This window comes from Streptomyces sp. NPDC004752 (assembly GCF_053601275.1).
On the sequence record NZ_JBSGBN010000022.1, the window covers coordinates 24,033 to 47,075 of the forward strand.

At 73.7% G+C, this 23,043-nt stretch carries 18 protein-coding genes and 2 pseudogenes; 12 read left to right on the top strand and 8 right to left on the bottom strand.

The features are described 5' to 3' along the window. Nucleotides 1-13 precede the first annotated feature (13 nt). From ACWEKM_RS12035 to mug, 6 genes and pseudogenes are all read left to right on the top strand, one after another. A complete protein-coding gene (locus tag ACWEKM_RS12035; RefSeq protein WP_451621056.1) occupies nucleotides 14-1,354 on the top strand; it encodes a hemolysin family protein in 1,341 nt (446 codons plus the stop codon). After that, the gene (locus ACWEKM_RS12040; protein ID WP_451621057.1) at nucleotides 1,351-2,364 is read left to right on the top strand and encodes a hemolysin family protein; all 1,014 of its coding nucleotides are present in this window, start codon (nucleotides 1,351-1,353) and stop codon (nucleotides 2,362-2,364) included. Before ACWEKM_RS12035 ends, ACWEKM_RS12040 begins: the two co-directional genes overlap by 4 nt. 64 nt (nucleotides 2,365-2,428) lie before the next feature. Continuing rightward, a complete protein-coding gene (locus ACWEKM_RS12045) occupies nucleotides 2,429-3,253 on the top strand; it encodes an SGNH/GDSL hydrolase family protein (protein WP_451621058.1) in 825 nt (274 codons plus the stop codon). Between the two features lie 10 nt (nucleotides 3,254-3,263). Next, nucleotides 3,264-3,656 (top strand): DUF4326 domain-containing protein, encoded by a 393-nt coding sequence (locus ACWEKM_RS12050; protein ID WP_451621059.1) that lies wholly within the window; start codon nucleotides 3,264-3,266, stop codon nucleotides 3,654-3,656. Between the two features lie 229 nt (nucleotides 3,657-3,885). Then, nucleotides 3,886-5,328, top strand: a complete 1,443-nt coding sequence (purB, locus tag ACWEKM_RS12055) for an adenylosuccinate lyase (protein ID WP_451621060.1) — start codon at nucleotides 3,886-3,888, stop codon at nucleotides 5,326-5,328. Continuing rightward, nucleotides 5,325-5,861 (top strand): annotated as a pseudogene (gene mug, locus ACWEKM_RS12060) (G/U mismatch-specific DNA glycosylase); the annotation flags it as partial. The gene purB and the pseudogene mug, both read left to right, overlap by 4 nt. A 199-nt stretch (nucleotides 5,862-6,060) precedes the next feature. Here the strand turns inward: mug and ACWEKM_RS12065 are convergent. Genes ACWEKM_RS12065 through ACWEKM_RS12075 form a run of 3 tightly spaced genes read right to left on the bottom strand, consistent with a single transcriptional unit; the run spans nucleotide 6,061 to nucleotide 8,197 of the window. Then, a complete protein-coding gene (locus ACWEKM_RS12065; protein ID WP_451621061.1) occupies nucleotides 6,061-6,504 on the bottom strand; it encodes a hypothetical protein in 444 nt (147 codons plus the stop codon). 41 nt (nucleotides 6,505-6,545) lie between these two features. After that, nucleotides 6,546-7,280: an ABC transporter permease subunit gene (locus ACWEKM_RS12070; RefSeq protein ID WP_451621062.1), complete on the bottom strand. Its 735-nt coding sequence runs from the start codon at nucleotides 7,278-7,280 to the stop codon at nucleotides 6,546-6,548. Continuing rightward, nucleotides 7,277-8,197 carry an ABC transporter ATP-binding protein gene (locus ACWEKM_RS12075; RefSeq protein ID WP_451621063.1) on the bottom strand — a complete coding sequence of 307 codons (921 nt, stop codon included), beginning with the start codon at nucleotides 8,195-8,197 and terminating at the stop codon, nucleotides 7,277-7,279. Before ACWEKM_RS12075 ends, ACWEKM_RS12070 begins: the two co-directional genes overlap by 4 nt. Nucleotides 8,198-8,304: 107 nt before the next feature. Here ACWEKM_RS12075 and ACWEKM_RS12080 point away from each other — a divergent pair, with 107 nt between their 5' ends. The 3 genes from ACWEKM_RS12080 to ACWEKM_RS12090 all read left to right on the top strand — a co-directional run bounded on the left by ACWEKM_RS12080 (nucleotide 8,305) and on the right by ACWEKM_RS12090 (nucleotide 11,397). Further along, the gene (locus ACWEKM_RS12080; protein WP_451621064.1) at nucleotides 8,305-9,459 is read left to right on the top strand and encodes a sensor histidine kinase; all 1,155 of its coding nucleotides are present in this window, start codon (nucleotides 8,305-8,307) and stop codon (nucleotides 9,457-9,459) included. Nucleotides 9,460-9,473: 14 nt separating this feature from the next. Further along, nucleotides 9,474-10,139 (top strand): response regulator, encoded by a 666-nt coding sequence (locus ACWEKM_RS12085; RefSeq protein ID WP_451621065.1) that lies wholly within the window; start codon nucleotides 9,474-9,476, stop codon nucleotides 10,137-10,139. A 100-nt stretch (nucleotides 10,140-10,239) separates the two neighbouring features. Beyond that, on the top strand, nucleotides 10,240-11,397 hold the full coding sequence (locus ACWEKM_RS12090) for an ROK family transcriptional regulator (protein ID WP_451621066.1): 1,158 nt from the start codon (nucleotides 10,240-10,242) through the stop codon (nucleotides 11,395-11,397). 63 nt (nucleotides 11,398-11,460) lie between these two features. Here ACWEKM_RS12090 and ACWEKM_RS12095 read toward each other — a convergent pair whose 3' ends face one another. Both ACWEKM_RS12095 and ACWEKM_RS12100 read right to left on the bottom strand, forming a co-directional pair. After that, nucleotides 11,461-12,222, bottom strand: coding sequence for a GntR family transcriptional regulator (locus ACWEKM_RS12095; RefSeq protein ID WP_451621067.1), 762 nt, complete (start codon nucleotides 12,220-12,222; stop codon nucleotides 11,461-11,463). A 249-nt stretch (nucleotides 12,223-12,471) separates the two neighbouring features. Next, nucleotides 12,472-12,840: a hypothetical protein gene (locus ACWEKM_RS12100; protein WP_451621068.1), complete on the bottom strand. Its 369-nt coding sequence runs from the start codon at nucleotides 12,838-12,840 to the stop codon at nucleotides 12,472-12,474. A gap of 366 nt (nucleotides 12,841-13,206) precedes the next feature. On the opposite strand from ACWEKM_RS12100, the gene ACWEKM_RS12105 reads away from it, so the two are divergent. The 3 genes from ACWEKM_RS12105 (at nucleotide 13,207) to ACWEKM_RS12115 (ending at nucleotide 18,335) form a co-directional block, all read left to right on the top strand. Beyond that, the gene (locus ACWEKM_RS12105) at nucleotides 13,207-14,793 is read left to right on the top strand and encodes an alkaline phosphatase D family protein (RefSeq protein ID WP_451621069.1); all 1,587 of its coding nucleotides are present in this window, start codon (nucleotides 13,207-13,209) and stop codon (nucleotides 14,791-14,793) included. Between the two features lie 249 nt (nucleotides 14,794-15,042). Beyond that, nucleotides 15,043-16,491, top strand: a complete 1,449-nt coding sequence (locus ACWEKM_RS12110; RefSeq protein ID WP_451621070.1) for a GNAT family N-acetyltransferase — start codon at nucleotides 15,043-15,045, stop codon at nucleotides 16,489-16,491. A 152-nt stretch (nucleotides 16,492-16,643) separates the two neighbouring features. Next, on the top strand, nucleotides 16,644-18,335 hold the full coding sequence (locus ACWEKM_RS12115; protein WP_451621071.1) for a DUF885 domain-containing protein: 1,692 nt from the start codon (nucleotides 16,644-16,646) through the stop codon (nucleotides 18,333-18,335). 348 nt (nucleotides 18,336-18,683) lie between these two features. Here ACWEKM_RS12115 and ACWEKM_RS12120 read toward each other — a convergent pair. From ACWEKM_RS12120 to ACWEKM_RS12130, 3 genes and pseudogenes are all read right to left on the bottom strand, one after another. Continuing rightward, nucleotides 18,684-18,779 (bottom strand): annotated as a pseudogene (locus ACWEKM_RS12120) (hypothetical protein); the annotation flags it as partial. Between the two features lie 49 nt (nucleotides 18,780-18,828). Then, a complete protein-coding gene (locus tag ACWEKM_RS12125) occupies nucleotides 18,829-21,822 on the bottom strand; it encodes an AAA family ATPase (protein WP_451621072.1) in 2,994 nt (997 codons plus the stop codon). Beyond that, a complete protein-coding gene (locus tag ACWEKM_RS12130; RefSeq protein ID WP_451621073.1) occupies nucleotides 21,819-22,982 on the bottom strand; it encodes an exonuclease SbcCD subunit D in 1,164 nt (387 codons plus the stop codon). The genes ACWEKM_RS12125 and ACWEKM_RS12130 overlap by 4 nt, the downstream gene beginning before the upstream one ends. Nucleotides 22,983-23,043: the final 61 nt, after the last annotated feature.

The following is a 23,043-nucleotide window of genomic DNA, read 5'->3' on the forward strand; positions in this document are numbered from 1 at the left end:
CGGAGGTGACCCGATGACCGAAGTGCTCCTCCTGCTGGTGGCGGTGCTGCTCTCGCTCGCCTGCGGTGCCTTCGTCGCCGCCGAGTTCTCGCTGACCACGGTCGAGCGCGGCGAACTGGAGCGTGCAGCCGAGCGCGGCGAGCGCGGCGCGGCGGGCGCCCTGAAGGCCGTACGGAATCTGACGTTCCAGCTCTCCGGTGCGCAGCTCGGCATCACGGTCACCAACCTGGTGGTCGGCATGCTCTCCGAGCCGTCCATCGCCCGGCTGATCGCGGGCCCGCTCAGGTCGCTCGGCGTTCCCTCCTCCGCGTCCGGCTCGGTCGCGCTGGTCATCGGCACCGCGCTGTCCACCGTGTTCCTGATGGTCGTCGGCGAGCTGGTGCCCAAGAACTGGGCGATCTCCTCGCCGCTGGCGGTGGCCAAACGGGTGGGCAGTCCGCAGCGCTGGTTCAGCGCCGCCTTCCGCCCCTTCATCAGGCACCTGAACAACACCGCCAACCACGTGGTGCGCCGCTTCGGCCTGGAGCCGGCCGAAGAGCTGGCCTCCGCGCGCGGACCACAGGAGCTGGCGGCGCTGGCCCGGCACTCCGCCAAGGAGGGTGCCCTGGAGGCGGACACCGCCGAACTGTTCGTACGGACCCTGAACCTCGCCGACCTCACCGCGGAGAACGTGATGACCCCGCGGGTCCAGGTCGTCGCCCTCGACACCCAGGCGACCTGCGAGGACGTGACCAACGCCACCCGGGCGACCGGGCTGTCCCGGTTCCCCGTCTACCGCGGCAACCTGGACACGGTGGTCGGGGTCGCGCACATCAAGGACGTACTGGCGGTGCCCGGCGAGGAGCGGGCCCGCTGCAATGTCGCGCAGGTGATGCGTGAGCCGCTGCTCGTCCCCGAGTCGCTGACCGTCGACCGGCTCCTGGACCGGCTCTCCGGCAAGCGCACGATGGCGATCGTCATCGACGAGTACGGCGGTACGGCGGGTGTGGCGACCCTGGAGGACATCGTCGAGGAGGTCGTCGGCGAGGTGCGGGACGAGCACGACCCGCACGAGACGCCCGACCTCGCCCCCGCAGGGGCCGACGAGGAGGGCAGGGCCGTCTACTCGGCCGACGGCGCCGCCCGCACCGACCAGCTCGCCCGCGTGGGCCTGCGGGCACCCGAGGGGCCGTACGAGACGCTGGCCGGACTGGTCGCCACCGAACTGGGCCGCATACCCACGGCCGGTGACCGGGTCGAGGTCGCCGGGTGGCGGCTCGACGTGGTCGACGCCGCCGGGCACCGGGCGGCCCGGGTGCTGCTGCACGCACCGCTCGACACCAGCACCGACGCAAGCGCGGAGGACGAGAAGTGACCGCCGTACAGCTGCTGATCGGTCTGGCGACCCTCGTCGTCAACGCCTTCTTCGTGGGCGCCGAGTTCGCCCTGATCTCCGTGCGGCGCTCGCAGATCGAACCGCACGCCGAGGCGGGCGACCGGAGCGCGAGGATCGTGCTGTGGGGGCTGCAGCACGTGTCCGTGCTGATGGCCGCCGCCCAACTGGGCATCACACTGTGCACGCTGGTCCTGGGTGTGGTCGCGGAACCGGCCATCGAACACCTGCTGGAGCCCGTCTTCCACGCGGTGGGCGTGCCCGAGAGCGCGGGCCACGCCGTCTCCTTCGTGATCGCGCTGGCGCTGGCGACGTATCTGCACATGCTGCTCGGCGAGATGGTGCCCAAGAACATCGCGCTCGCCGAACCCGTGCGCAGCGCGCTGTTGCTCGGCCCGCCCCTGGTCGCGCTGGCCCGAACGCTGCGCCCGGTGATCTTCGCGATCAACGCCTTCGCGAACACGCTGCTCAAGCTGCTCAGGGTCGAGGCGAAGGACGAGGTCACGGCGACGTTCTCGGACGCGGAACTGGCCCAGATCGTGAAGGACGCCGGCGCGGCGGGCCTGATCGACGACCGGGCGCAGGAGCGGCTGCACGATGCCCTGGAGCTGGGCCGGCGTCCGGTGCGCGACGTGGTGGTCCCGCTGGCGGACGTGGTCTACGCGCGCGTGGGCGTCACCCCGGAGCAACTGGAGCAGCTGTCCGCGGAGTCGGGCTTCTCCCGTTTCCCGGTGGTGGACGAGGGGCGCCGCATCGTCGGCTATCTGCATGTGAAGGACGCGCTGGACGCCTCGCCGCGGGACATGCCGCTGCGGCTGCGGGACATGAGGCCCGTCGCGCGGGTGCGGGAGAGCACACCGCTGGACGACGTGCTCACCGCGATGCGGGGCAGCCGTACGCATCTGGCGGCCGTCCTCGGGAGCGACGGACGGCTGGCCGGACTGGTGACGATGGAGGACGTGCTGCGGGAGCTGTTCGGCCAGCACGCCTGAGACCCGGCGGGGCTCCGGCCCGACCGACCGGCGGGTACGTGCGCGGGATAGCATCGCTGTCGCCATGCACACGATCCCCTCGCAGCCCTCGCCCGCCCCGCACCCCTCGCACTCCAGCCTGGTCGCGGTCGGCGACTCCTTCACCGAAGGCATGTCGGACCTGCTGCCGGACGGTTCCTACCGGGGCTGGGCCGACCTGCTCGCGGCGCGGATGGCCGCCCGGACCCCCGGGTTCCGGTACGCCAACCTGGCGGTGCGCGGCAAGCTGATCGGGCAGATCGTCGACGAGCAGGTCGATGTGGCGGCCGGCATGCACGCCGATGTGGTCACGCTGGTCGGCGGGCTGAACGACACACTGCGGCCCGGGTGCGACATGGGGCGGGTGCGGGGGCTGCTGACGGAGGCGGTGGAGCGGCTGGCCCCCTCCTGCAAGCGGCTCGTGCTGATGCGCAGCCCGGGCCGCCACGGCCCGGTCCTGGAACGGTTCCGGCCGCGCATGGAGGAGCTGTACGCCTGCGTCGACCAGCTCGCCGAGCGGCACGGCGCCCTGGTCGTGGATCTGTACGGGGCGCCGTCGCTGACCGACCCGCGGATGTGGGACGTGGACCGGCTGCACCTGACGGCGCGGGGGCACCGGCGGGTCGCCGAGGCCGTCTGGCAGAGCCTCGGCTACCCCGCCGAGGACACCGAGTGGCGGGTTTCGTTGCCCGCCGAGGTGCCGCCGGGCTGGGTCACCCGGCGGACCGCGGACATACGGTTCGCCCGGCGACACCTGCTGCCGTGGATAGGCCGCAGGCTGACCGGCCGTTCCTCCGGCGACGGACACCCGCCCAAGCGGCCCGAGCTGCTCCCGTACGAGGGCCCGGCGTACGAGGGCCCGGCGGCGTAGCGTCGCTGCCATGAGCACCCGGGTGATCAACATCAGGGGCCGGATCCACGACCTCGGCCCCCGGCTGGAGAACGCCCCCGCGGACCTCGTGTACATGGGCCGCCGCTGGACCCTGGGCGGCTGGGACCTGCCCCGGCATCCGCTGTACAACCCGTACGCCCACCACACCGCGGCCAAGCGGCGGGACGGCACCCGGGCCGAGGTCATGGCGATGTACCGGGCCTATCTACTGGAGCGGCCCGAGCTGCTGGAGCTGCTGCCGGGGCTGCGCGGCAGGACCCTCGCCTGCTGGTGTGTGCCCGAGTCGTGCCATGCGCAGGTGCTGGCCGAACTGGCCGAACTGGCCGACACGGACGGCGCGGACGGCGCGGACGGCGCGGACGGCGCGGACGGCGCAACGTAGCCCGCAGGACGTAGCCCGCACCCGGCGCGCGAATCCGCCGAGCCGGCCGCCAGCCCCCGACCCCCGGCCGCCGACCCGCAGGCCCCGGCCGCCGACCCGCAAGTCCCGGCCGCCGACCCGCAGGCCGACCGCGCTGAACCCCGCTCCGCTCGGCACCGCCCCGCCCCACCTGGTCCGTGGACGTACGTGCGGCCAGAGCGGACATGAACAGCCGGTATGCTCCATTCACGTGACTTCCGCTCCCGCCAAGCCCCGCATCCCGAACGTCCTCGCCGGACGCTACGCCTCCGCCGAACTGGCCACCCTCTGGTCGCCCGAGCAGAAGGTGAGGCTGGAGCGGCGGCTCTGGCTCGCCGTGCTGCGGGCCCAGAAGGACCTCGGGATCGAGGTGCCGGACGAGGCGATCGCCGACTACGAGCGGGTCCTCGACACCGTCGACCTGGCCTCGATCGCGGAGCGCGAGAAGGTCACGCGGCACGACGTGAAGGCGCGGATCGAGGAGTTCAACGACCTCGCCGGACACGAGCACGTGCACAAGGGCATGACCTCGCGCGACCTGACCGAGAACGTCGAGCAGCTGCAGATCCGGCTCTCCCTGGAGCTGATGCGCGATCGCACGGTGGCCGTCCTGGCGCGCCTCGGCCGACTGGCCGGCGAGTACGCCGAGCTGGTCATGGCGGGCCGCTCCCACAACGTCGCCGCGCAGGCCACCACACTCGGCAAGCGCTTCGCGACCGCCGCCGACGAGTTGCTCGTCGCCCACGGCCGGATCGAGGAGCTGCTCGGCCGCTACCCGCTGCGCGGCATCAAGGGCCCGGTCGGCACCGCTCAGGACATGCTGGACCTGCTGGGCGGCGACGCGTCGAAGCTCGCCGAACTGGAGGACCGGATCGCCCGGCACCTCGGCTTCTCGCAGGCGTTCGCCTCCGTCGGCCAGGTCTATCCGCGCTCCCTTGACTACGAGGTGGTGACCGCGCTGGTGCAGCTGGCGGCGGCGCCGTCGTCGCTGGCCAGGACGATCCGGCTGATGGCCGGACACGAGCTGGTCACCGAGGGCTTCAAGCCGGGCCAGGTCGGCTCCTCCGCGATGCCGCACAAGATGAACACCCGCTCCTGCGAACGCGTCAACGGCCTGATGGTCATCCTGCGCGGCTACGCCTCGATGACCGGCGAACTCGCGGGCGACCAGTGGAACGAGGGCGACGTGTCCTGCTCGGTGGTGCGCCGGGTCGCGTTGCCGGACGCCTTCTTCGCGCTGGACGGCCTGCTGGAGACCTTCCTGACGGTGCTCGACGAGTTCGGTGCCTTCCCCGCCGTCATCGCCCGCGAGCTGGACCGCTATCTGCCGTTCCTCGCCACGACCAAGGTGCTGATGGGCGCCGTGCGGGCCGGTGTCGGCCGCGAGGTCGCCCACGAGGCCATCAAGGAGAACGCGGTCGCCACGGCGCTCGCCATGCGCGAGCAGGGTGCCGAGCGCAACGACCTGCTCGACAAGCTGGCCGCCGACGAGCGGCTGCCGCTGGACCGGGAGCGGTTGCAGGCGCTCATGGCGGACCGGCTGTCCTTCACCGGTGCGGCGGCCGACCAGGTCGGCGTGGTCGTCGGCCGGATCGAGGAGATCGTCAAGCAGCACCCGCAGGCCGCGGGATACGCCCCGGGAGCGATCCTCTGACCCGCTTCACCCGGGCAGAGCTGGAGGCCGCCCGCGACCGTCTGGTACCGGACGTGGTCGCGGACGGTCTTCGCGTGCTGTTCTGCGGCATCAACCCCGGTCTGCTGACGGCCGTGACGGGCCACCACTTCGCACACCCCGGCAACCGGTTCTGGCCGGTGCTGCAACTGTCCGGGTTCACGCCGCGGCTGCTGAAGCCTTCGGAGCAGCGGGAGTTGCTGTCGTACGGGCTCGGTATCACCAATATGGTGGCACGGGCGACGGCGCGGGCCGCCGAGCTGTCCGCCGCGGAGTACGTCGAGGGCGGGCGGCTGCTGTCCGCCAAGGTGACGCGACTGCGGCCGAGATGGCTGGCCGTGGTCGGGGTGACCGCGTACCGTGCGGCGTTCGGCGAGCGACGGGCGCAAGTGGGGCCGCAGGAACGGAGCATCGGGGCCACACGCGTGTGGGTGCTGCCCAACCCCAGCGGGCTGAACGCGCATTGGACCGCGGCGACGATGGCGGCGGAGTTCGGACGGCTGCGGGAGGCCGCGGTGGACGGGCCGGGGCACCGGGTCACGGCGGTTGCGAACCCGGTCGTGGCGGGTGCCGCTGTGGCGGGCCCGGTCGTGGCGGGTGCTGCCGTGGCGGGCCCGGTCGTGGCGGGTGCTGCCGTGGCGGGCCCGGTCGTGGCGGGTGCTGCCGTGGCGGGCCCGGTCGTGGCGGGTGCTGCCGTGGTGGATCCGGACCGGGTCACGGCGGATCCAGGTTTGTGACGACGGCCAGCAGTTGGAAGGGCAGTTCCCTGTCCCACTGGGAGACGCCGAGGGCGATCCAGCGGTCCGCGCCGGGCGGGTGCCACAGGTCGAGGTCGGACACATGCCCGCTGAGCCCGGCCCATGGCTCCTCGATGTCCTCGCCCTCCGTGCTCCGTTCCAGCACGCTGTACAGGCTGATGTGCTCCGGCGGCCCCCACCGCTCGGTGAGCCGCGCGCCGAGACCGGCCCGGTCGGCCTCGTACTGCGTCTCGGTCTCCTCCCGCTCCGCGCCGCCGTCCTCCCAGAACTCGGCGCTGGTCTGTAATTCCGCTATGTGGTAGCCGGGCCCGCTCTCGCCGTGCTCCGTCCTGCCGTGCTCCACGGGGAACCCCCGGGTGCGCAGCAGGTCGATGAGGGTCAGGTGTCGCGTGATGTCCATGCGATCCAGTAAAGCGGGCACCACCGACAATTGGCGACGTGTCAGGCGTCCCGCCGGTACACGCTCCACGCTCCCGCCCACAGCGCCCCCGCCGTCCACAGCGCGGTCACCGCCAGTCCGGTCCACGGGCCGAGACCGCCGCCCCAGTCGCGGTGCAGCACCACCTGGCCGGCCCGGTCGGGCAGGAAGTCGGCGACGTTGCCGGACAGATCGCCGACCACGAAGGAGACGATCAGGAGCAGCGGGATCAGCAGGCTCAGCGTGGCCACCCCGCTGCGCAGCACGGCCGTGAGCCCGGCCGCGAACAGCGCCATCAGCGTCAGATAGAGGCCGCAGCCCACTGCGGCCCGCAGTCCTTCGGCCCAGGTCGGCCGGTCCGCTGCGGCCCCGAGTGCGGCGCGGCCGACGAGCAGGGTCGCCGCTCCGGTGACCAGGCCGACGGCGAGGACGGGGGCCGCGATCGCGGTGGCCTTCGCCGCGAACCACCGCCGCCGGTCGGGAACCGCGGCCAGCGTGAGGCGCAGCGCGCCGCCCTGGAACTCGGACGAGACCGCCGTCGCGCCGAACGCGATCGCCGCGATCTGCCCGAAGGAGACACCGAAGAACATGGCGAACAGCGGGTCGGTGTCGTCGCCGTCGGTCGAGACGAGCGCTCCGAAGGCGACGGTCGCGAGGAACACCGCGCCGAGACCGCCGACGAGCGAGCGCAGCGTACGGATCTTGATCCACTCGGCGTGGAGGGCGGGCGGGAACGTCGACGGGGCCGGCATGGTCATGCCTCCAGGGGCTGGGTGGTGAACTCGGCCTCGGCCGATGTCAGATCGAGGTATGCCTGCTCCAAGGTGGCCTCCTCCGCGGCGAGTTCGAGCACGGGGATGCCCGCGTCGGCCATGAGGCGCCCGATGTCCTCCACGCGCGCGTTCCGCACGCTCCACTGACCTGCGTCGTTCGAGGTGGCGTCGTGACCGTGGCGGGCGAGCAGGCCCGCGAGGGTCGTCCCGTCGGTCGTGCGGACCCGTACGCCGGGCCGCACGCGCGCGTGGAGGAAGTCCTTCAGTGGGGTGTCCGCCAGCAGGCGGCCGCGACCGAGGACGACGAGGTGGTCGGCGAAGGCCGCGGTCTCGTTCATGAGGTGGCTGGAGACGAGGACGGTGCGGCCCTGGGCCGCCAGCCGGCGCAGCAACGCGCGGATCCAGACGATGCCTTCGGGGTCGAGTCCGTTCGACGGCTCGTCGAGGATGACGACCGCGGGATCGCCGAGCAGCGCGGCGGCGATCCCGAGCCGCTGCCGCATGCCCAGGGAGTACGTCTTCACCCGACGCCGTGCCACGGCCGCGAGTCCCGTCTCCTCCAGCACCGCGTCGACCCGGCGCACGGGGACGCGGTTGCTCGCCGCCAGGGCGCGCAGGTGGTCGCGTCCGGTGCGGGCGCCGTGCGCGGCCTGCGCGTCGAGCAGCGCGCCCACCTGACGCAGGGGCTCACGGAGTTCGGCGTAGGCGCGACCGCCGACCGTCGCGGTGCCGGAGGTCGGCCGGTCCAGGCCCAGGACGAGCCGCATGGTGGTGGACTTCCCGGCGCCGTTGGGGCCGAGAAAGCCGGTCACCAGGCCGGGGCGGACGCTGAACGTGACATGGTCCACGGCCCGCCGGGTGCCGTACTCCTTGCTCAGGTCTCGTACGTCGATGCAGGTCATGGCACCACCCTGGCCGCTCGCGGGCGCCCGTTCCTCCCCCGCGGGTGCGGACCGTCTCCCCCGCCCGGGGGAGGTCCGCTGTCGGTGGCACCTGCCACGATGGCCGGATGGCCCGCTTTCTGCGCCCGCTGCTGCGGGGGACGACGTACACGCGTTTCCTGCACCTGTGGGTGCCCATGCTGATCGTCAGTGTGTGGCTGTTCGTCGACCCGTCGAAGCCGTGGGTGCCGGCCGCCGTGCTGATCCCGGTGGGGCTCATCGGGGCGGTGCGGACCGGGGAGGGAGTGCAGGCGCGGCTGCTGCTGACACCCGGCGAGGAGGAGTCCGGCATCTCGGTGGCTCCGTCGGCGACCTGGCGGAACAGGCTGCGCACCGTGCTGTGGCTGCAGACTCGGATGGTCCTCGCGGTGCCGGTGTCCGTCGCCACGGTGTGGCTGCCGGGACTGTCCTACGAGCTGATCCGGCTCGCCTGCGGGACCGCCTTCCCCGACGTACCGGTGCTGGACCGGGCGCAGCCGCATTGGGCCTACGGTCTGCTCGCCCCGCTCCCCCTGATCGTCCTGTACGGCCTGATGGTGGGCCTCGGCACACTGGTCACGGCACTTGCGCGCCGCCTGCTGGGCCCGTCGGCCGCGGAGCGCCTGGCCGCTCTGGAGGAACGGACCGAACAACTCCTGGAGCGCACCCGCATCGCGCGCGAGCTGCACGACTCCATCGGGCACGCCCTGACGGCGGCGGTGGTGCAGGCCGGGGCGGCGCGGGCGGCGGGCGATCCCGAGTTCACCGACCGGGCTCTGGGAGCCATCGAGGAGACGGGCCGGGCCGCCCTGGAGGACCTGGAGCGGGTGCTGGGTGTGCTCCGCGAGTCGGAGCGGCCGGCGAGCGGCCGTCCCACGCTGGCCGATGCCGACCGGCTGCTGGAGTCGGCGCGTGCCTCCGGGGCCACGGTGGACGCGGAGGTGACCGGGCCCCTGGGGACGCTGCCGGGGCCGGTGTCCCGGGAGGGCTACCGCATCCTCCAGGAGGCGCTGACCAATGTGCTGCGGCACGCGGGCTGTGTGCCGGTCCTGGTCCGCGTCACGGTGGCGGACGGCATGCTCGCCCTTCAGGTGCGCAATCCGCTGACGGCCGCGGTGACCAATCCCGGCCGGGGCAGCGGCCTGCGCGGCATACGCGAGCGCGCGGCCCTGCTCGGGGGTCGCGCGCACACGGGTGCGGACGCGGGCGACTGGCAGGTGCGGGTGGAGCTGCCGGTGCGCTGATCTACGCTGGCCGGATGCCGGTCACCGTTCTCCTCGTCGACGACGAACCCCTGGTCCGCACCGGGCTTCGCGCGGTCCTCGATGCCCAGCCCGACATCGAGGTGGTCGGCGAGGCGGCCGACGGTGCGGCGGTGATCCCGTTGGTGCGGCGGCTGCGGCCGGACGTGGTCGCCATGGACGTCAGGATGCCGCTCCTGGACGGTATCGAGGCCACGCGCGCGGTGCTGCGCACCGTGCCCGAGCCGCCGAAGATCCTGGTGGTGACCACGTTCGAGAACGACGAGTATGTGTACGAGGCGCTGCGTGCCGGTGCCGACGGGTTTCTGCTGAAGCGGGCCCGGCCCGCCGAGATCGTGCACGCCGTACGGCTGGTCGCCGAGGGTGAGTCGCTGCTGTTCCCCGCGTCGGTGCGGCAGCTCGCCGCCCGCTACGGCGACGACGGGCACGGCAACCGGACGGCGCGGGCCGCGCTGGAGCGGGCCCGGCTGACCGAACGGGAGGCCGAGGTGCTGCGGTTGATGGCCCGGGGGCTGTCCAACGCGGAGATCGCCTCCCGGCTGGTCGTCGGAACGGAGACGGTCAAGTCCCATGTGAGCGCGGTGCTGGCGAAGCTCGGGGCGCGGGACCGCACCCAGGCGGTGATCGCGGCGTTCGAGTCGGGCTTCGTCGCCCCGGGCTGACCGCCCGCGCGGCACAAGGGAGTCGGCGCCCGGCACTCGCCGGGCTCCGCGGTGCCGAGTACGATCCGCCCAACACGCGCACGAGCTGGGAGGACGGACGGTGGGGCGGCTGACCGGCGGCGATCCCTCGCTGCTGCGAAGGATCAATTCCGCGGTGGTGCTGCACGCGATGCGTGCCACGGACTGCGCGACGCTCACGGAGATCGCCCGGGTGACCGGGTTGTCCCGGCCGACCGTCGAGGGGGTCGTCGAAGGGCTCATCGAAGCCGGCCTCGTGGTGGAGACGGCGGCCGAGGAGGGCGCCGCACGGCGCCAGGGGCGGCCCGCGCGGCGGTTCCGGTTCCGGGCCGAGGCCGGGCATCTGCTGGGCCTGGAGATCGGCGCGCACCGCGTCGCGGCGCTGCTGTCCGACCTGGACGGGCGGGTGCTGGGGGCGCAGGCCAAGGATGTCGACGAGAGGGCCGGGGCGGACGAGCGGCTGGAGCGGGTGCGGACCGCCGTGGCCGAGCTGCTGCGACGGGCCGGGGTCGCGCGCGGCGCGCTGCGGGCGGTCGGGGTGGGCACGCCGGGGATCGTCGAGGCCGATGGCACCGTGCGACTGGGCACGGCGCTGCCCCAGTGGACGGGTCTGCGGCTCGGCGAGCGGCTGAGCCGCTCCTTCAAGTGCCCGGTGCTGGTGGAGAACGACGCCAACGCGGCCGTCGTCGCCGAGCGCTGGAAGGGCGCGGCGACCGACTCGGACGACGTGGTGTTCGTGCTGGCCGGGCTGAGCCCGGGCGCCGGCGCACTGATCGGCGGGCGGCTGCACCGCGGGTACGGCGGGGCGGCCGGGGAGATCGGCGCGCTGCACCTGCTGGGCCGGGAGGTGACCCCGGAGACGCTGTTGTCCACCACGGACCAGCCACTGCATCCGCTGGACGAGCAGGCGGTCGCCGAGGTGTTCGCGCTCGCGCGCGAGGGCGATGGGCGGGCGCGGGCCGCCGTCGACCGGTTCATCCAGCGGCTTGTGCACGACGTGGCGGCGCTCGCCCTGGCGCTCGACCCGGAGCTGGTCGTGATCGGCGGTTGGGCGGCCGGTCTGGACGGCGTCCTGGAACCGCTCCGGCATGAACTGGCCCGTTACTGTCTGCGCCCGCCGAAGGTCGCGCTCTCCCTGCTCGGCGAGTCGGCCGTGCCCATGGGCGCCCTGCGGCTCGCTCTCGACCAGGTGGAGGAGCAGCTGTTCGCGGTGGACGGCACGGCGACGACCGGGCGGTGATCCGTCCCGCCGGGCGCGGGAGTCGTCGGCTCCCAGGAATCGTCCGTCACCAGGAATCGTCGGTTACGAAGCCTGGCGTTCGGGTCCGTGGTGGATCTCCACCCTGCCCTTGTCACCGAAGGTGAGGCGGCAGGTGTCCGCGCGGTACAGGGCGACGGAGAGCGCCGCCGTGCGTCCCTCGGCGAAGAAGCGTGTGGTGACGACCAGGACGGGCGCCCCGGGGAGCCGGTCCAGTTTCTTGGCGTCGTCCGCGCCGGCCGAGCCGAGTTCCACGGCGCGGTCCTCGCCCTCCAGGTCCAGGCGCCGCAGCTCGCGCAGCACGGCACGCGCGCGTGCCGGGCCGGAGGAGACGCCGATCGCCGACAGGTCGGGCACCGAGGCCGCGGGGACGTAGAGCAGTTCGGCGGCCACCGGCTGGCCATGGGACACCCGGGTGCGGCGCACGGCGTGCACGGGCTCGTCGGCGCCGGTCTCCAGGGCCGTGACGACGGCTGCGGGCGGCACCGCCTGCGTGCAGTCCGCGGGCTGCCAGGCGTCATCGGCGGCGCCCGGCCAGGCGTGCTGTTCGGTGCCGACGGCGACGCCGACGCGCGGCGGGGCGACGGTCGTGCCGACACCGCGGCGGCGCTGCAGCCGGCCTTCGAGTTCGAGCTGTTCGAGGGCCTGGCGGAGCGTGGCGCGGGCCACTCCGAAGCGGGCGGCGAGGTCCCGCTCGTTGGGCAGGATCTCCCCGACCGAGAACTCGGAGTCCAATGCCTCACTGAGCACGGTCCTGAGATGCCAGTACTTCGGTTCCGGCACCGGTTCCAGCTGCGTGGTCCCCACCCTGTCCTCCGCAATCGCCGTGGTACGGCGGCGTTTTAGCGCCCTTGTTTATTAAAGGTTGTTGCACTTATCTGCGACGATAAGGCGGCGCACACCCTTGGTCAAGACCAATCCTCGAACCCTCGGGCGGCGCGCGGGCCTCCCCGGCGGAGCGTCCATGAACCGCTCTCACCGGGCCGTTTTCGCGACGTGACGGCAAAGCCCTCTGGAATCCACCGGCGGGCGACGGGGGGTTTGGGGCGGAACGGATCAGCGCGCGGCCAGTGACCGCAGCTTGTCGGGGTTGCGCACGAGGTACACCGCCTGGACGACGCCGTCGGCCACGTCCAGTTGCAGCACGGTGTCGGGTTCGCGGTCGCGCAGGGCGAGCATCGCGAAGCCGCCGTTGATCTCCAGGAAGCGGACGGACAGCCCGGACGTCTCCTCGCCGGTGACCGCGACGAGGAAGCGGCCCACCGTGTCCGCGAGACCGTCTCCTTCGAGGTCCCCACCCCACACGGCCCACAGGGTGTCACCGTCTCCTACGCGCGCGTACTCGACGCGCCGCCGCCGGCCCCCGTTGCCCGACCGGGCCCGGGCCGTGGCCGGTGTCGCGGTGCACCCGCACAGCACCTGCACGCACGCGCGTATCGGCGGCTCCGGCGTGTGTCCGGTCCTCGGGTACGCCCCTCCCGGCACGGGCGCGGATCAGATCCGGAGGAGTGCTGATCGCCGCGGCACCGGCGGCGTGACGGCCGTACTCGCGGCATGAGGGGGCCGTATTCGCGGCGTGCCGGTCCTTCAGGGTGGGGCTGCCACAACGGCGGTGACAGGGGCCGCAGTTGGGGCCCGGTCGCGTCGGAGGGCGACAGGACCCCCGGAGGTGTCCTCCAGGGGTCCGTCGCCACCGGGCCAGTTGTTCACTTGTGGTTTCCGTGCCCGCTGCGGCACACCAGTAGGTGTGGCACTGCACACGGTCCGGTTCCCGACCCCGGAGGCGCAGTCATGTCACACCGTCCCTTCCCCGGCCGCCGCAGCGTCCTGCGCGGCTCCCTCGCCGCGTCCGCGGCCCTTGCCCTGCCCGCCGCCGTCGGCGCCGCCCCCGCGTTCGCCCTGTCGGGGCGCCCGAAGGCGGGCTGGGGCGTGCAGGTCGGCGACGTGACCGCCGACTCCGGTCTGGTGTGGGTGCGCTCGGACCGGCCGGCCCGGATGATCGTGGAAACCTCGGCCACCGAGTCGTTCCGCAACCCGCGCAGATGGCACGGCCCGCTGCTGGGCCAGGGCACCGACCTCACCGGCACCACCCGGCTGCGCGGCCTGCCGTCCGGCGAACAGATCCACTATCGCGTGCTGCTCGCCGACCCGGACGACCCGCGACGCACCGGCGAGCCCGTGACCGGCACGTTCCGCACCGTCTCGGCGCGCCGCCGGGGCGGCGTGCGGTTCCTGTGGTCCGGCGACCTGGCCGGCCAGGGCTGGGGCATCAACCCCGACCTCGGCGGCTACCGGATCTACGACGCCATGGCGAAGCTGGACCCGGACTTCTTCCTGTGCAGCGGCGACAACATCTACGCCGACGGCCCGATCAGCGCCACCCAGGTCCTGCCCGACGGCCGGACCTGGCGGAACATCACCACCGAGGAGAAGTCCAAGGTGGCCGAGACGCTGGCGGAGTTCCGCGGCAACTTCCGGTACAACCTGCTGGACGAGAACCTCAAGAATTTCAACGCACAGGTTCCGTCGATCATCCAGTGGGACGACCACGAGGTGCGCAACAACTGGTACCCGGGGCAGGTGATCGCCGACTCGGACGCCCGGTACACCGAGAAGAGCGTCGACGTGCTGGCGGCGCGCGCCCGTCGGGCCTTCAGCGAGTACTTCCCGATCCCGACGCTGCGGCCGGGCGCGAAGCAGGGCCGGGTCCAGCGGGTGGTGCGGTACGGCCCGCTGCTCGACGTGTTCGTCCTGGACATGCGGACCTACCGCAACGCCAACTCGCCCGACGACCAGACCGTGGACCCGCAGGGCATCCTCGGCCGCGAGCAGTTGGAGTGGCTCAAGCGGGAGCTGTCCCGGTCGCGCGCGGTGTGGAAGGTGATCGCCGCCGACATGCCGCTCGGCCTGGTCGTACCGGACGCGACCGAGGGCCGACCGAACATCGAGGCGGTGGCACAGGGCGACCCTGGCGCTCCGCTGGGCCGCGAGCTGCAGATCGCCGAACTGCTGCGCCACATCAAGCACCGGCGGATCACCGGCACGGTGTGGCTGACCGCCGATGTGCACCACACCTCGGCCCAGCACTACCAGCCGTCACGGGCCGCGTTCACCGACTTCGAGCCGTTCTGGGAGTTCGTCTCCGGTCCGCTCAACGCGGGCGCCTTCCCGGCCAGCCTGCTCGACGGCACCTTCGGACCGGAACGGGTGTTCGTGAAGGCGCCGACCGCGGCGAACGTCTCCCCCGCCGGCGGCTACCAGTTCTTCGGCGAGGTCGACATCGACGGCGACAGCGGGGAGCTGACGGTGCGACTGCGCGAGCAGGACGGCACGGTGCTGTTCACCCAGCGGCTCCAGCCGGGCCGGGTCGGCCAGTAGGCGCGGCCGGAACCCGCCCCTGCGGACTGCTCCCGTACCCTCGAAGACGTGCCGCGCACCGGCGTCATCCCCCGGTGCGCGGCTCGGTCGCCCGAGCCTTCCAACTCCCGGCCGCACAGCGCGTTTTCGCCGACCGAGGCGATGGTCCGCAGCCAATCCCAAAGAGCGGCAAAAAGGACAGAAGCACGCTTTACCCATCAGTCACACATCGTTCGCGATCACGCAACACCGTTCCTTCACAGTGGGTGTATGACTGGCGACATAGCGGATGTGAGACGAGCGAAGCACGGGCGTCCCGTGCACCACTGGCGGCGGGACATCGTGGAACTCGCCGCCCTCTTCACGGCCGTCGCCGTGGCGGATGTGGTGGCCGACCTGATCGGGCACGGGCCCGACGGCCCGGCGCTGCTGGTGATCGCCGCGGCGGCGTTGATCGCCACGGCGGGGTTCCACACCTGGTGGGCACGGCGCCACGGTCATGCCCCTCCCACGGACCATACCGACGCCCGGCCGCCCGCCGAGCCGCGGCGGACCGGGCCGTCCGAGCAGCCGGAGACGACGCCCGGCGCCGAGGGCGGGGCGAGCGCGCTGTGGCGGATGCGGACGACGGTGCAGGACCGACCCGGCTCGCTGGCCGCGCTGTGCACGGCCCTCGCGGGCCGCGAGGTGGACATCCTGAGCCTCCAGACGCATCCGCTGGCCGAGGGCACGGCGGACGAGTTCCTGCTGCGCTCCCCGGCGGGCCTCACGGCGGCCGAGATCACCCGGGCGGTCTCGCTGGCCGGGGGCGCGCACACCTGGATCGAGCGAGCCGACGCGCACGATCTCGTGGACGGGCCCACCCGGGTGCTCGGCCTCGCCGCGCGCACCGCGCTGGACGCCGCGGAACTCCCGCTGGCGCTACGGCAGTTGCTGGGCCGGTGCACCATACGTTCGCTGCCCGCCGCACCGGCCGGCGACGGACGGGAACCGGAGGCGGTGCCGGCCGAGGGGGCGCTGGAGGACACCGTGATGCGGCTGCGGGCACCGGAGGGCGGAGTGATCATCGTGGAGCGGCCGTGTCCGCCGTTCACGCCGACCGAGTTCGCCCGGGCGCGGGCACTGGTGGAGCTGGACGAGCGGCTCGGCCCGCGGATCCCGCGCGGTCAGGACGTGCTGACGTTCGCCGAGGGCAACGCGATCACCGTGCGCCGGGCCGACCCGAGCGACCTGGAGGCGGCGAAGGCGATGCACGCGCGGTGCTCGGCACGCACCCTCGGCCTGCGGTACCACGGGCCGGTCCGGGAGGCGGACCGGTATCTCGATCATCTGCTCAGCCCCCGCTTCGGGCGGACGCTGGCCGTGCAGACCGCGTCGGGCCGCATCGTCGGCCTCGGCCATCTGCTGTGGGACGGCGACGAGACGGAGGTCACGCTGCTCGTCGAGGACGAGTGGCAGCGGCGCGGCATCGGCGGTGAACTGCTCGGCCGCCTGGTGTCGATGGCCGTCGAGGCGGGCTGCGAGAGCGTGTACGCCGTGACGCGGGCGTCCAACACCGGCATGGTCGCCGCGATGCGCGGGCTCGGTCTGCCGCTCGACTACCAGATCGAGGAGGGCACGCTGGTCATCTCGGCCCGGCTGGACGCCGCCCCGGTCGTCTCGCGCCCGCCGTACGACTGCGTGCAGCGGCGGTCCGGCGGTCCGGCCGGCCGCGACTGAACCACTGGCCGGGAGAGACCTATCGCTCGTCCGTCGGCGGTTTCCCGGGGCGCCGCCCCGGCCGCCGTCCCGGCCCCGCCCGCGGCCGAATCGAGGTGCGGAGGGCCCGCACGAGGTGACGCGGACATCATCGCCGTATGAGGATGGACCGCATGTCTGAATCCAAGAGCCCGCTGCCCCGCGAGGTGGCCGACGCCTACGTCGACGCACTCGTCGCCCTGGACCCGGTCACCGGTACCTACCTCGGAGTGAAGGAGAGTTCGAGTCGGCTGCCGGACTTCTCGCCCGCGGGCCAGGAGGCCCTGGCGGGGCTGGCGCGCAACACCCTCGCCGCGCTCGCGGCGGCCGAGCGGCGGCCCGGGGCGGACAGTGACGTGGAGCGGCGCTGCGCCCGTCTGCTGCGCGAGCGGCTCACCGCCGAACTCGCCGTGCACGAGGCCGACGAGAGCCTGCGCGCGGTCGGCAATATGCACACCCCCGGGCACGCCGTGCGCGACGTTTTCACGGTGACGCCCACCCAGACGGAGGAGGACTGGGCAGCGGTCGCCGAGCGGCTGCGGGCGGTCCCGGCCGCACTCGCGGGCTACCGCGAGTCGCTGGCGCTCGGCCTGGAGCGGAAGCTGTACGCGGCTCCCCGCCCGACCGCCACCTTCGTCGACCAGCTCACCGAGTGGGCGGACACGGACGGCACGGGCCGCGGCTGGTTCGAGGACTTCGCCTCGGCCGGGCCCGAGTCGCTGCGCGCCGAGCTGGCAGCCGCGGCCGGCGTGGCGACCGCGGCGATCGTCGAGCTGCGGGACTGGATGCGGGACGTGTACGCGCCGGCCGTCGAGGGCGCCCCGAACACGGTGGGCCGCGAGCGGTACGCCCGCTGGTCGCGGTACTTCAACGGTACGGACCTGGACCTGGACGAGGCGTACGCGTACGGCTGGGCCGAGTACCACCGCATCCTGGGCGAGATGCGGCAGGAGGCGGAGAAGGTCCTGCCCGGTGCCGAGACGCCGTGGGTGGCGCTCGCCCACCTCGACGAGCACGGCGCGCACATCGAGGGTGTGGAGGAGGTGCGGGTCTGGCTGCAGGGCCTGATGGACCGGGCGATCGCGGAGCTGGACGGCACGCACTTCGAACTCGCCGAGCGGGTGCGGAAGGTGGAGGCGCGCATCGCGCCGCCCGGCGGCGCCGCGGCCCCGTACTACACGGCCCCGTCGGAGGACTTCTCGCGCCCCGGCAGCACCTGGCTGCCGACCATGGGGCAGACCCGGTTCCCGGAGTACGACCTGGTGTCGACCTGGTACCACGAGGGCGTGCCCGGGCACCACCTCCAGCTCGCCCAGTGGGCGCATGTCGCCGAGAACCTCTCCCGCTACCAGGCGACCCTCGGCGGGGTCAGCGCCAACGCGGAGGGCTGGGCGCTGTACGCCGAGCGCCTCATGGACGAGCTGGGCTACCTGACCGATCCGGAGCACCGGCTCGGCTACCTCGACGCGCAGATGATGCGCGCGGCCCGGGTGATCGTCGACATCGGCATGCATCTGGAGCTGGAGATCCCGGCGGACTCGCCGTTCCACCCGAAGGAGCGGTGGACGCCGGAGCTGGCCGAGGAGTTCTTCGCCGCGCACAGCAGTCGGCCCGCCGACTTCGTGGAGAGCGAGCTGACCCGTTATCTGACGATCCCGGGTCAGGCGATCGGCTACAAGCTCGGCGAGCGGGCCTGGCTGCTGGGCCGCGAGAACGCGCGCAGGCGGCACGGCGACGCCTTCGACCTCAAGGCGTGGCACATGGCGGCCCTGTCCCAGGGTTCGCTGGGCCTGGACGATCTGGTGGCCGAGTTGTCCGCGCTCTGACCGACGGCAAGGCCCGACGCCCCCGACGCCCCCGACGCAGCTGGACAAGGCCGAGCCGGGCCCCCGGCCCCGGCTCGGCATGCGCCGCGCGCACCGCGTAGCGGCCCGGCTCCAGCGGCGGGCGCAGGTGCTCGGCGCGGTCGGTCGCGGTGCCGGGTCGGTTCGGTTCGGTTCGGGTCGGGTCGGGTCGGGTCGGGTCGACTCGAACTGGATGGCGGGCCGGGCCCCTGCCAGCCGGTCTCGTGCTGCCACCCGGCCGCTCCGAGGGCCGCGGGCACGCCCGTCGGCGGTTCGTCCTCGGAGCCGACACGCGCTCCACCGTACGAAGGTGTCGTGGTCCGGCAGGAACGAGGTGGAGGCCGGTTCGTCGCCGAGCACGAGGGCCGCGCCGTCGTGGTCCGTGGCGAGATCCTCGCCGTCGGCCCCGGCACAGAACGGCAGCACCGCCTCCGGGACCCCATGACCCGGCCGCCGCGCGGGCTCGGCGGCCCGGCTAGCCGAGGCCCCGCTGCCGCAGCGCGGAGCCCGATCTGCCCTTCACCACCTCCAGTTGGGCGTGGATGCGGCGCCGCAGGTCGGGGACGTGGCTGACGATGCCGACGCTGCGGTCGCGTTCGCGCAGAGAGTCCAGCACGTCGAGGACCTCGTCCAGGGTCTGGTCGTCGAGGCTGCCGAAGCCCTCGTCGATGAAGAGGGTGTCCAGCCGGACCCCGCCCGCCTCGTCGGTGACGACGTCGGCGAGGCCGAGGGCCAGCGCGAGGGAGGCGAAGAACGTCTCGCCGCCCGACAGCGTCGCCGTGTCGCGCTCGCGGCCGGTCCAGGCGTCGACCACGTGCAACCCCAGCCCGCTGCGGCCCCGTCCGGTGCGGTCGTCGGAGTGGACCAGGGTGTAGCGGCCGGAGGACATCCTGCGCAGCCGTACCGTCGCGGCGGCGGCGACCTGTTCCAGGCGGGCCGCCAGCACATACGACTCCAGCCGCATCCTGCGTTCGTTGTCGGCCGAGGTGCCCGCGGTGAGGGCGGCGAGCCGGGCCACCCGGTCGTACTCCTCGCGCAGCGGCGCCAGTCGGCGCACGCCGTCGGCGGCGCGGGCGGAGAGCCGGTCGAGTTCGGCGCAGCAGCGGGCCGCGGCGTCGCGTGCGGACGCGGCCTCGCGCAGCCGGCCGGCCGCCGAGGCCGCGGCGCGCCCGGCCGCTTCGAGGTCGGCGGGCGGCCGCTGGGCGGCGGCGGCCGCGTCGGCCTCGGCGAGGATCGCGCGTACGGCGGCTTCCTCGGACTGCCGGGCGTCGAGGAGGTGCTGGAGTTCGCGGTGGGACGCGTCGTCGAGCAGGGCGGCGGCCGCGTCCCGGGGGGTGGCGAAGCCCGCGCGGTAGGCGGCGTCGGCCAGCCGGGCGTCGGCGTCCTTGAGCCGTCGGGCGCTGTCCTCGGCGCCGCGTGTGGCATCGGCGGCGTCGGTGAGCAGGGCCGTCTGCCGCTCCAGTTGCGCGGCGCGGGCCGCCACGCTGTCGGCGCCGCCGCGCGCCTGCGTCAACTCCTCCTCCAGGAGGGTGCGTTCCTGGTCGAGGGCGTCCCGCCGGGTGAGCCGAGAGGCGGCCCTGATCTCGGTCTGCTGCCGGGCGGCGAGGCGTCGTTCACGCTCCTGCTCGGCCTGCCGCAGCTCCTCGCGGGCGGCGTGCTGCCCGGACGCGTCCCGCCGCGCCCGCGCGTACTCCCGCTCCAACTCATCTGTCTGGGCGGCGAGTTGGTCTGTCGGGGTGTCGCCCCCCTCGGCGGTCGCGGCGGCCAGCGCTTCCCGGACGGCGCCCAGCCGCCGCTCGTCCTCGGCGCGCTGTTCGTCGGCGCGCTGGTGGTCCGCCAGCGCGCGCTCCTCCGCCGCGCGGTCGACGTGCCCGGCGACTCTGCGGGCGGGCGCGGGGTGTTCGGTGGCGCCGCAGACGGCGCACGGTGCTCCGTCGGTGAGGTTCGCGGCGAGTTCGGCCGCGATGCCGTTCAGCCGCTGTTCCTTGAGGTCGAGCCAGTGAGCGCGGGCCGCAAGGGCGTTCCGCTCGGAGGCGAGTGCCCGCTGCCGCGCCTCCTGCGTGTCCTCGGCCAGTCGGTCTCGCAGCCGGGCCGCGTCGAGTCGGCGCCGGGCCGGTTCGCGCTGCACAGCGAGCTGTTCGGCACGGGTGGCTGCCTCCTGGGCGGATTCCAGCCGACTCTGCAGTCCGGCACGGGTGGTGTCCCAGTCGGCCAGCCAGCTCCCGGCCTCCCGCAGGATGTCCTCGTCGGCGCGTTCCTGACGGTCCAGGTCGGCGCGCTCGGCGACGAGTTCGGCGAGCCGTTGCTCGGCGCGGCGCGCCGACTCCAGGCCGCCCAGTTCCTCGGCGGCCCGGCGGGCGGCTGCGGCGAGCCCGGCGGCACCGGCGTCCGCGAAAGTCCGCGGCAGCAGCCCGCGCGCGTGTGTCGCGGCGGCGGCGGTGAGCCGGTGCTCGGCCTCGGCGGCCTGCCTCAGCTCCAGGGCGGGCGCCACGGCCTCCGCCTTGCGGCCCCGCTCCATGCGGGCCTGCGCCTCGCGGTGGGCGCCGGCCCGCTCCTTGAGGAGCGCGGCGCGCCGCTGTGCCTCGGCGTATCTGGCCTGGAGCCGGGCGAGCTCGCGTACGTCGGCGAGGGTCCGGTCGGCGGCGGTCTGGGCGGACTCGGCGGCGGTGAGCCGGCGGTGGGCGATGGCGAGCCGTTCCCGGGCGGTGCTGCGGGCGACGGCGGCGGCGCCCAGGACCGCCTCGGCCAGTCCGGGCTCGCCAGGGGCGAGTTCCGGCAACTCCATGGTGTCACCCGCCTCCTGCTGCATGCGGTGCGCGTCGGCGAGGAGCGCGGCGTCGCCCTCCCGGACCCGGGTCTCGGTGGCGCGGCGCCGTTCGGCCAGGCGTTTTTCGACGTCGGCGAAGCGCCGGGTGTCGAAGAGGCGGCCGAGCAGTCTGGCCCGGGCCTCGGCGTCGGCGCGCAGGAAGCGCGCGAAGTCGCCCTGCGGCAGCAGGACCACCTGGCAGAACTGTTCCCGGCTCATGCCGAGCAGTTGGGTGATCTCCTCGCCGATCTCCTGGTGCGAGCGGCTGAGGTCGCGCCAGGCACCGGCCGCCGGATCATAGGCGCGCAGCCAGGTCTGCGCCTTGTCCAGGGTCGTGCCCGAACCGCGCTTCTTCGGCCGTTCCCAGGGCGGCTGCCGGGTCACCTCCAACCGCCGTCCGGCGACGGTCAGTTCGAGGCGGACCTCGGTGCGGGTGCCGGGGCCGGCGTGGTCGCTGCGCAGGGACAGGCCCTGGCCGCTCTGCCGGGCGCCCGGCACGGAGCCGTAGAGCGCGTAGCACACGGCGTCCAGGACGGAGGTCTTGCCCGCGCCGGTCGGTCCGTGCAGCAGGAACAAGCCCGCGGCGGACAGGGCGTCGAAGTCGACGCTCTGGGAGCCGCCGAACGGCCCGAAGGCGGTGATGTCCAGCCGGTGCAGCCTCATCGCGCCACCTCGTGCAGCGCGTCGTCGGCGCGCACGGCGTCGAACGCCTCCCGCAGCACGGCCCGTTCCCGCTCGTCGGGTCCTGCGCCGCGCACATGGGCCACGAAGTCCTGGGCGATCTGCTGGTCGGCTCGGCCGGCGAGGCGGCCGGCGTACGACGCGTCGGGGTCGTCCGGGGCCCGCTCGGGGGCGAAGACGAGGCTGAGGGTGTGCGGGAAGCGGCCGGTGAGCCGGGCCATGGGATCGGCGGGCCGCACCTGGTCGGTGAGCGTGGCCTCGACCCAGGCCGTCTCGTGCCGGGCGAGCGCCGGGTCGGCGAGCAGGTCCTCCAGTGTGCCGCGGATCCGGGCCAGCGGGCGCGGTACCGGGCAGTCGACCCGCTCGGCGGCGACCGAGCCGTCGGCTCCGAGGTCGACGAGCCACATGCTCTTGCGGTGGTCGGCCTCGGAGAAGGAGTAGGCCAGCGGGGAGCCCGAGTAGCGCACGCGCGGGGAGAGGGTCTGGCAGCCGTGCAGATGCCCGAGTGCCACGTAGTCGACGCCGTCGAACACCCCGGCCGGGACGGCGGCCACCCCGCCGACGGTGATGTCCCGTTCGCTGTCGCTGGCCTCGCCGCCGGTGACGAAGGCGTGCGCGAGGACAACGGAGCGGGTGCCCGGCGCACGGGCGGCGAGGTCGGCGCGGACCCGGTCCATGGCGGCGGCGAGCACGGTCTCGTGGCCCGCCCGGTCGGCCCCGAACGCGTCCTTCACCAGGGCGGGTTCGAGGTAGGGCAGGCCGTAGCAGGCGACGTCCCCGTGGGCGTCCGCCAGCACGACCGGGGTGCCGCAGCCGGCCGGGTCGGTGCGCAGATGGATGCCCGCGCGGTCGAGGAGCCCGGCGCCGACCCCGAGGCGGCGGGCCGAGTCGTGGTTGCCGGAGATCATCATCGTGGGCACGCCGAGGTCCGCGAGCCGGTGCAGCGCGTCGTCGAACAGCTCGACCGCGGCGAGCGGGGGCACCGCCCGGTCGTACACGTCTCCCGACACGACCACCGCGTCGACATCGCGCTCGCGCACGGTCCCAACGAGGTGTCCGATGAACTCGGCCTGGGCGTCGAGCAGGTTCACCCGGTGGAACGCCCGGCCCAGATGCCAGTCGGAAGTGTGCAGGAGTCTCATGATCCCCGAGACTAACGGCCGGGTCTGACATCACGGGCGGTCACTCCCGCATCGGGCCGTC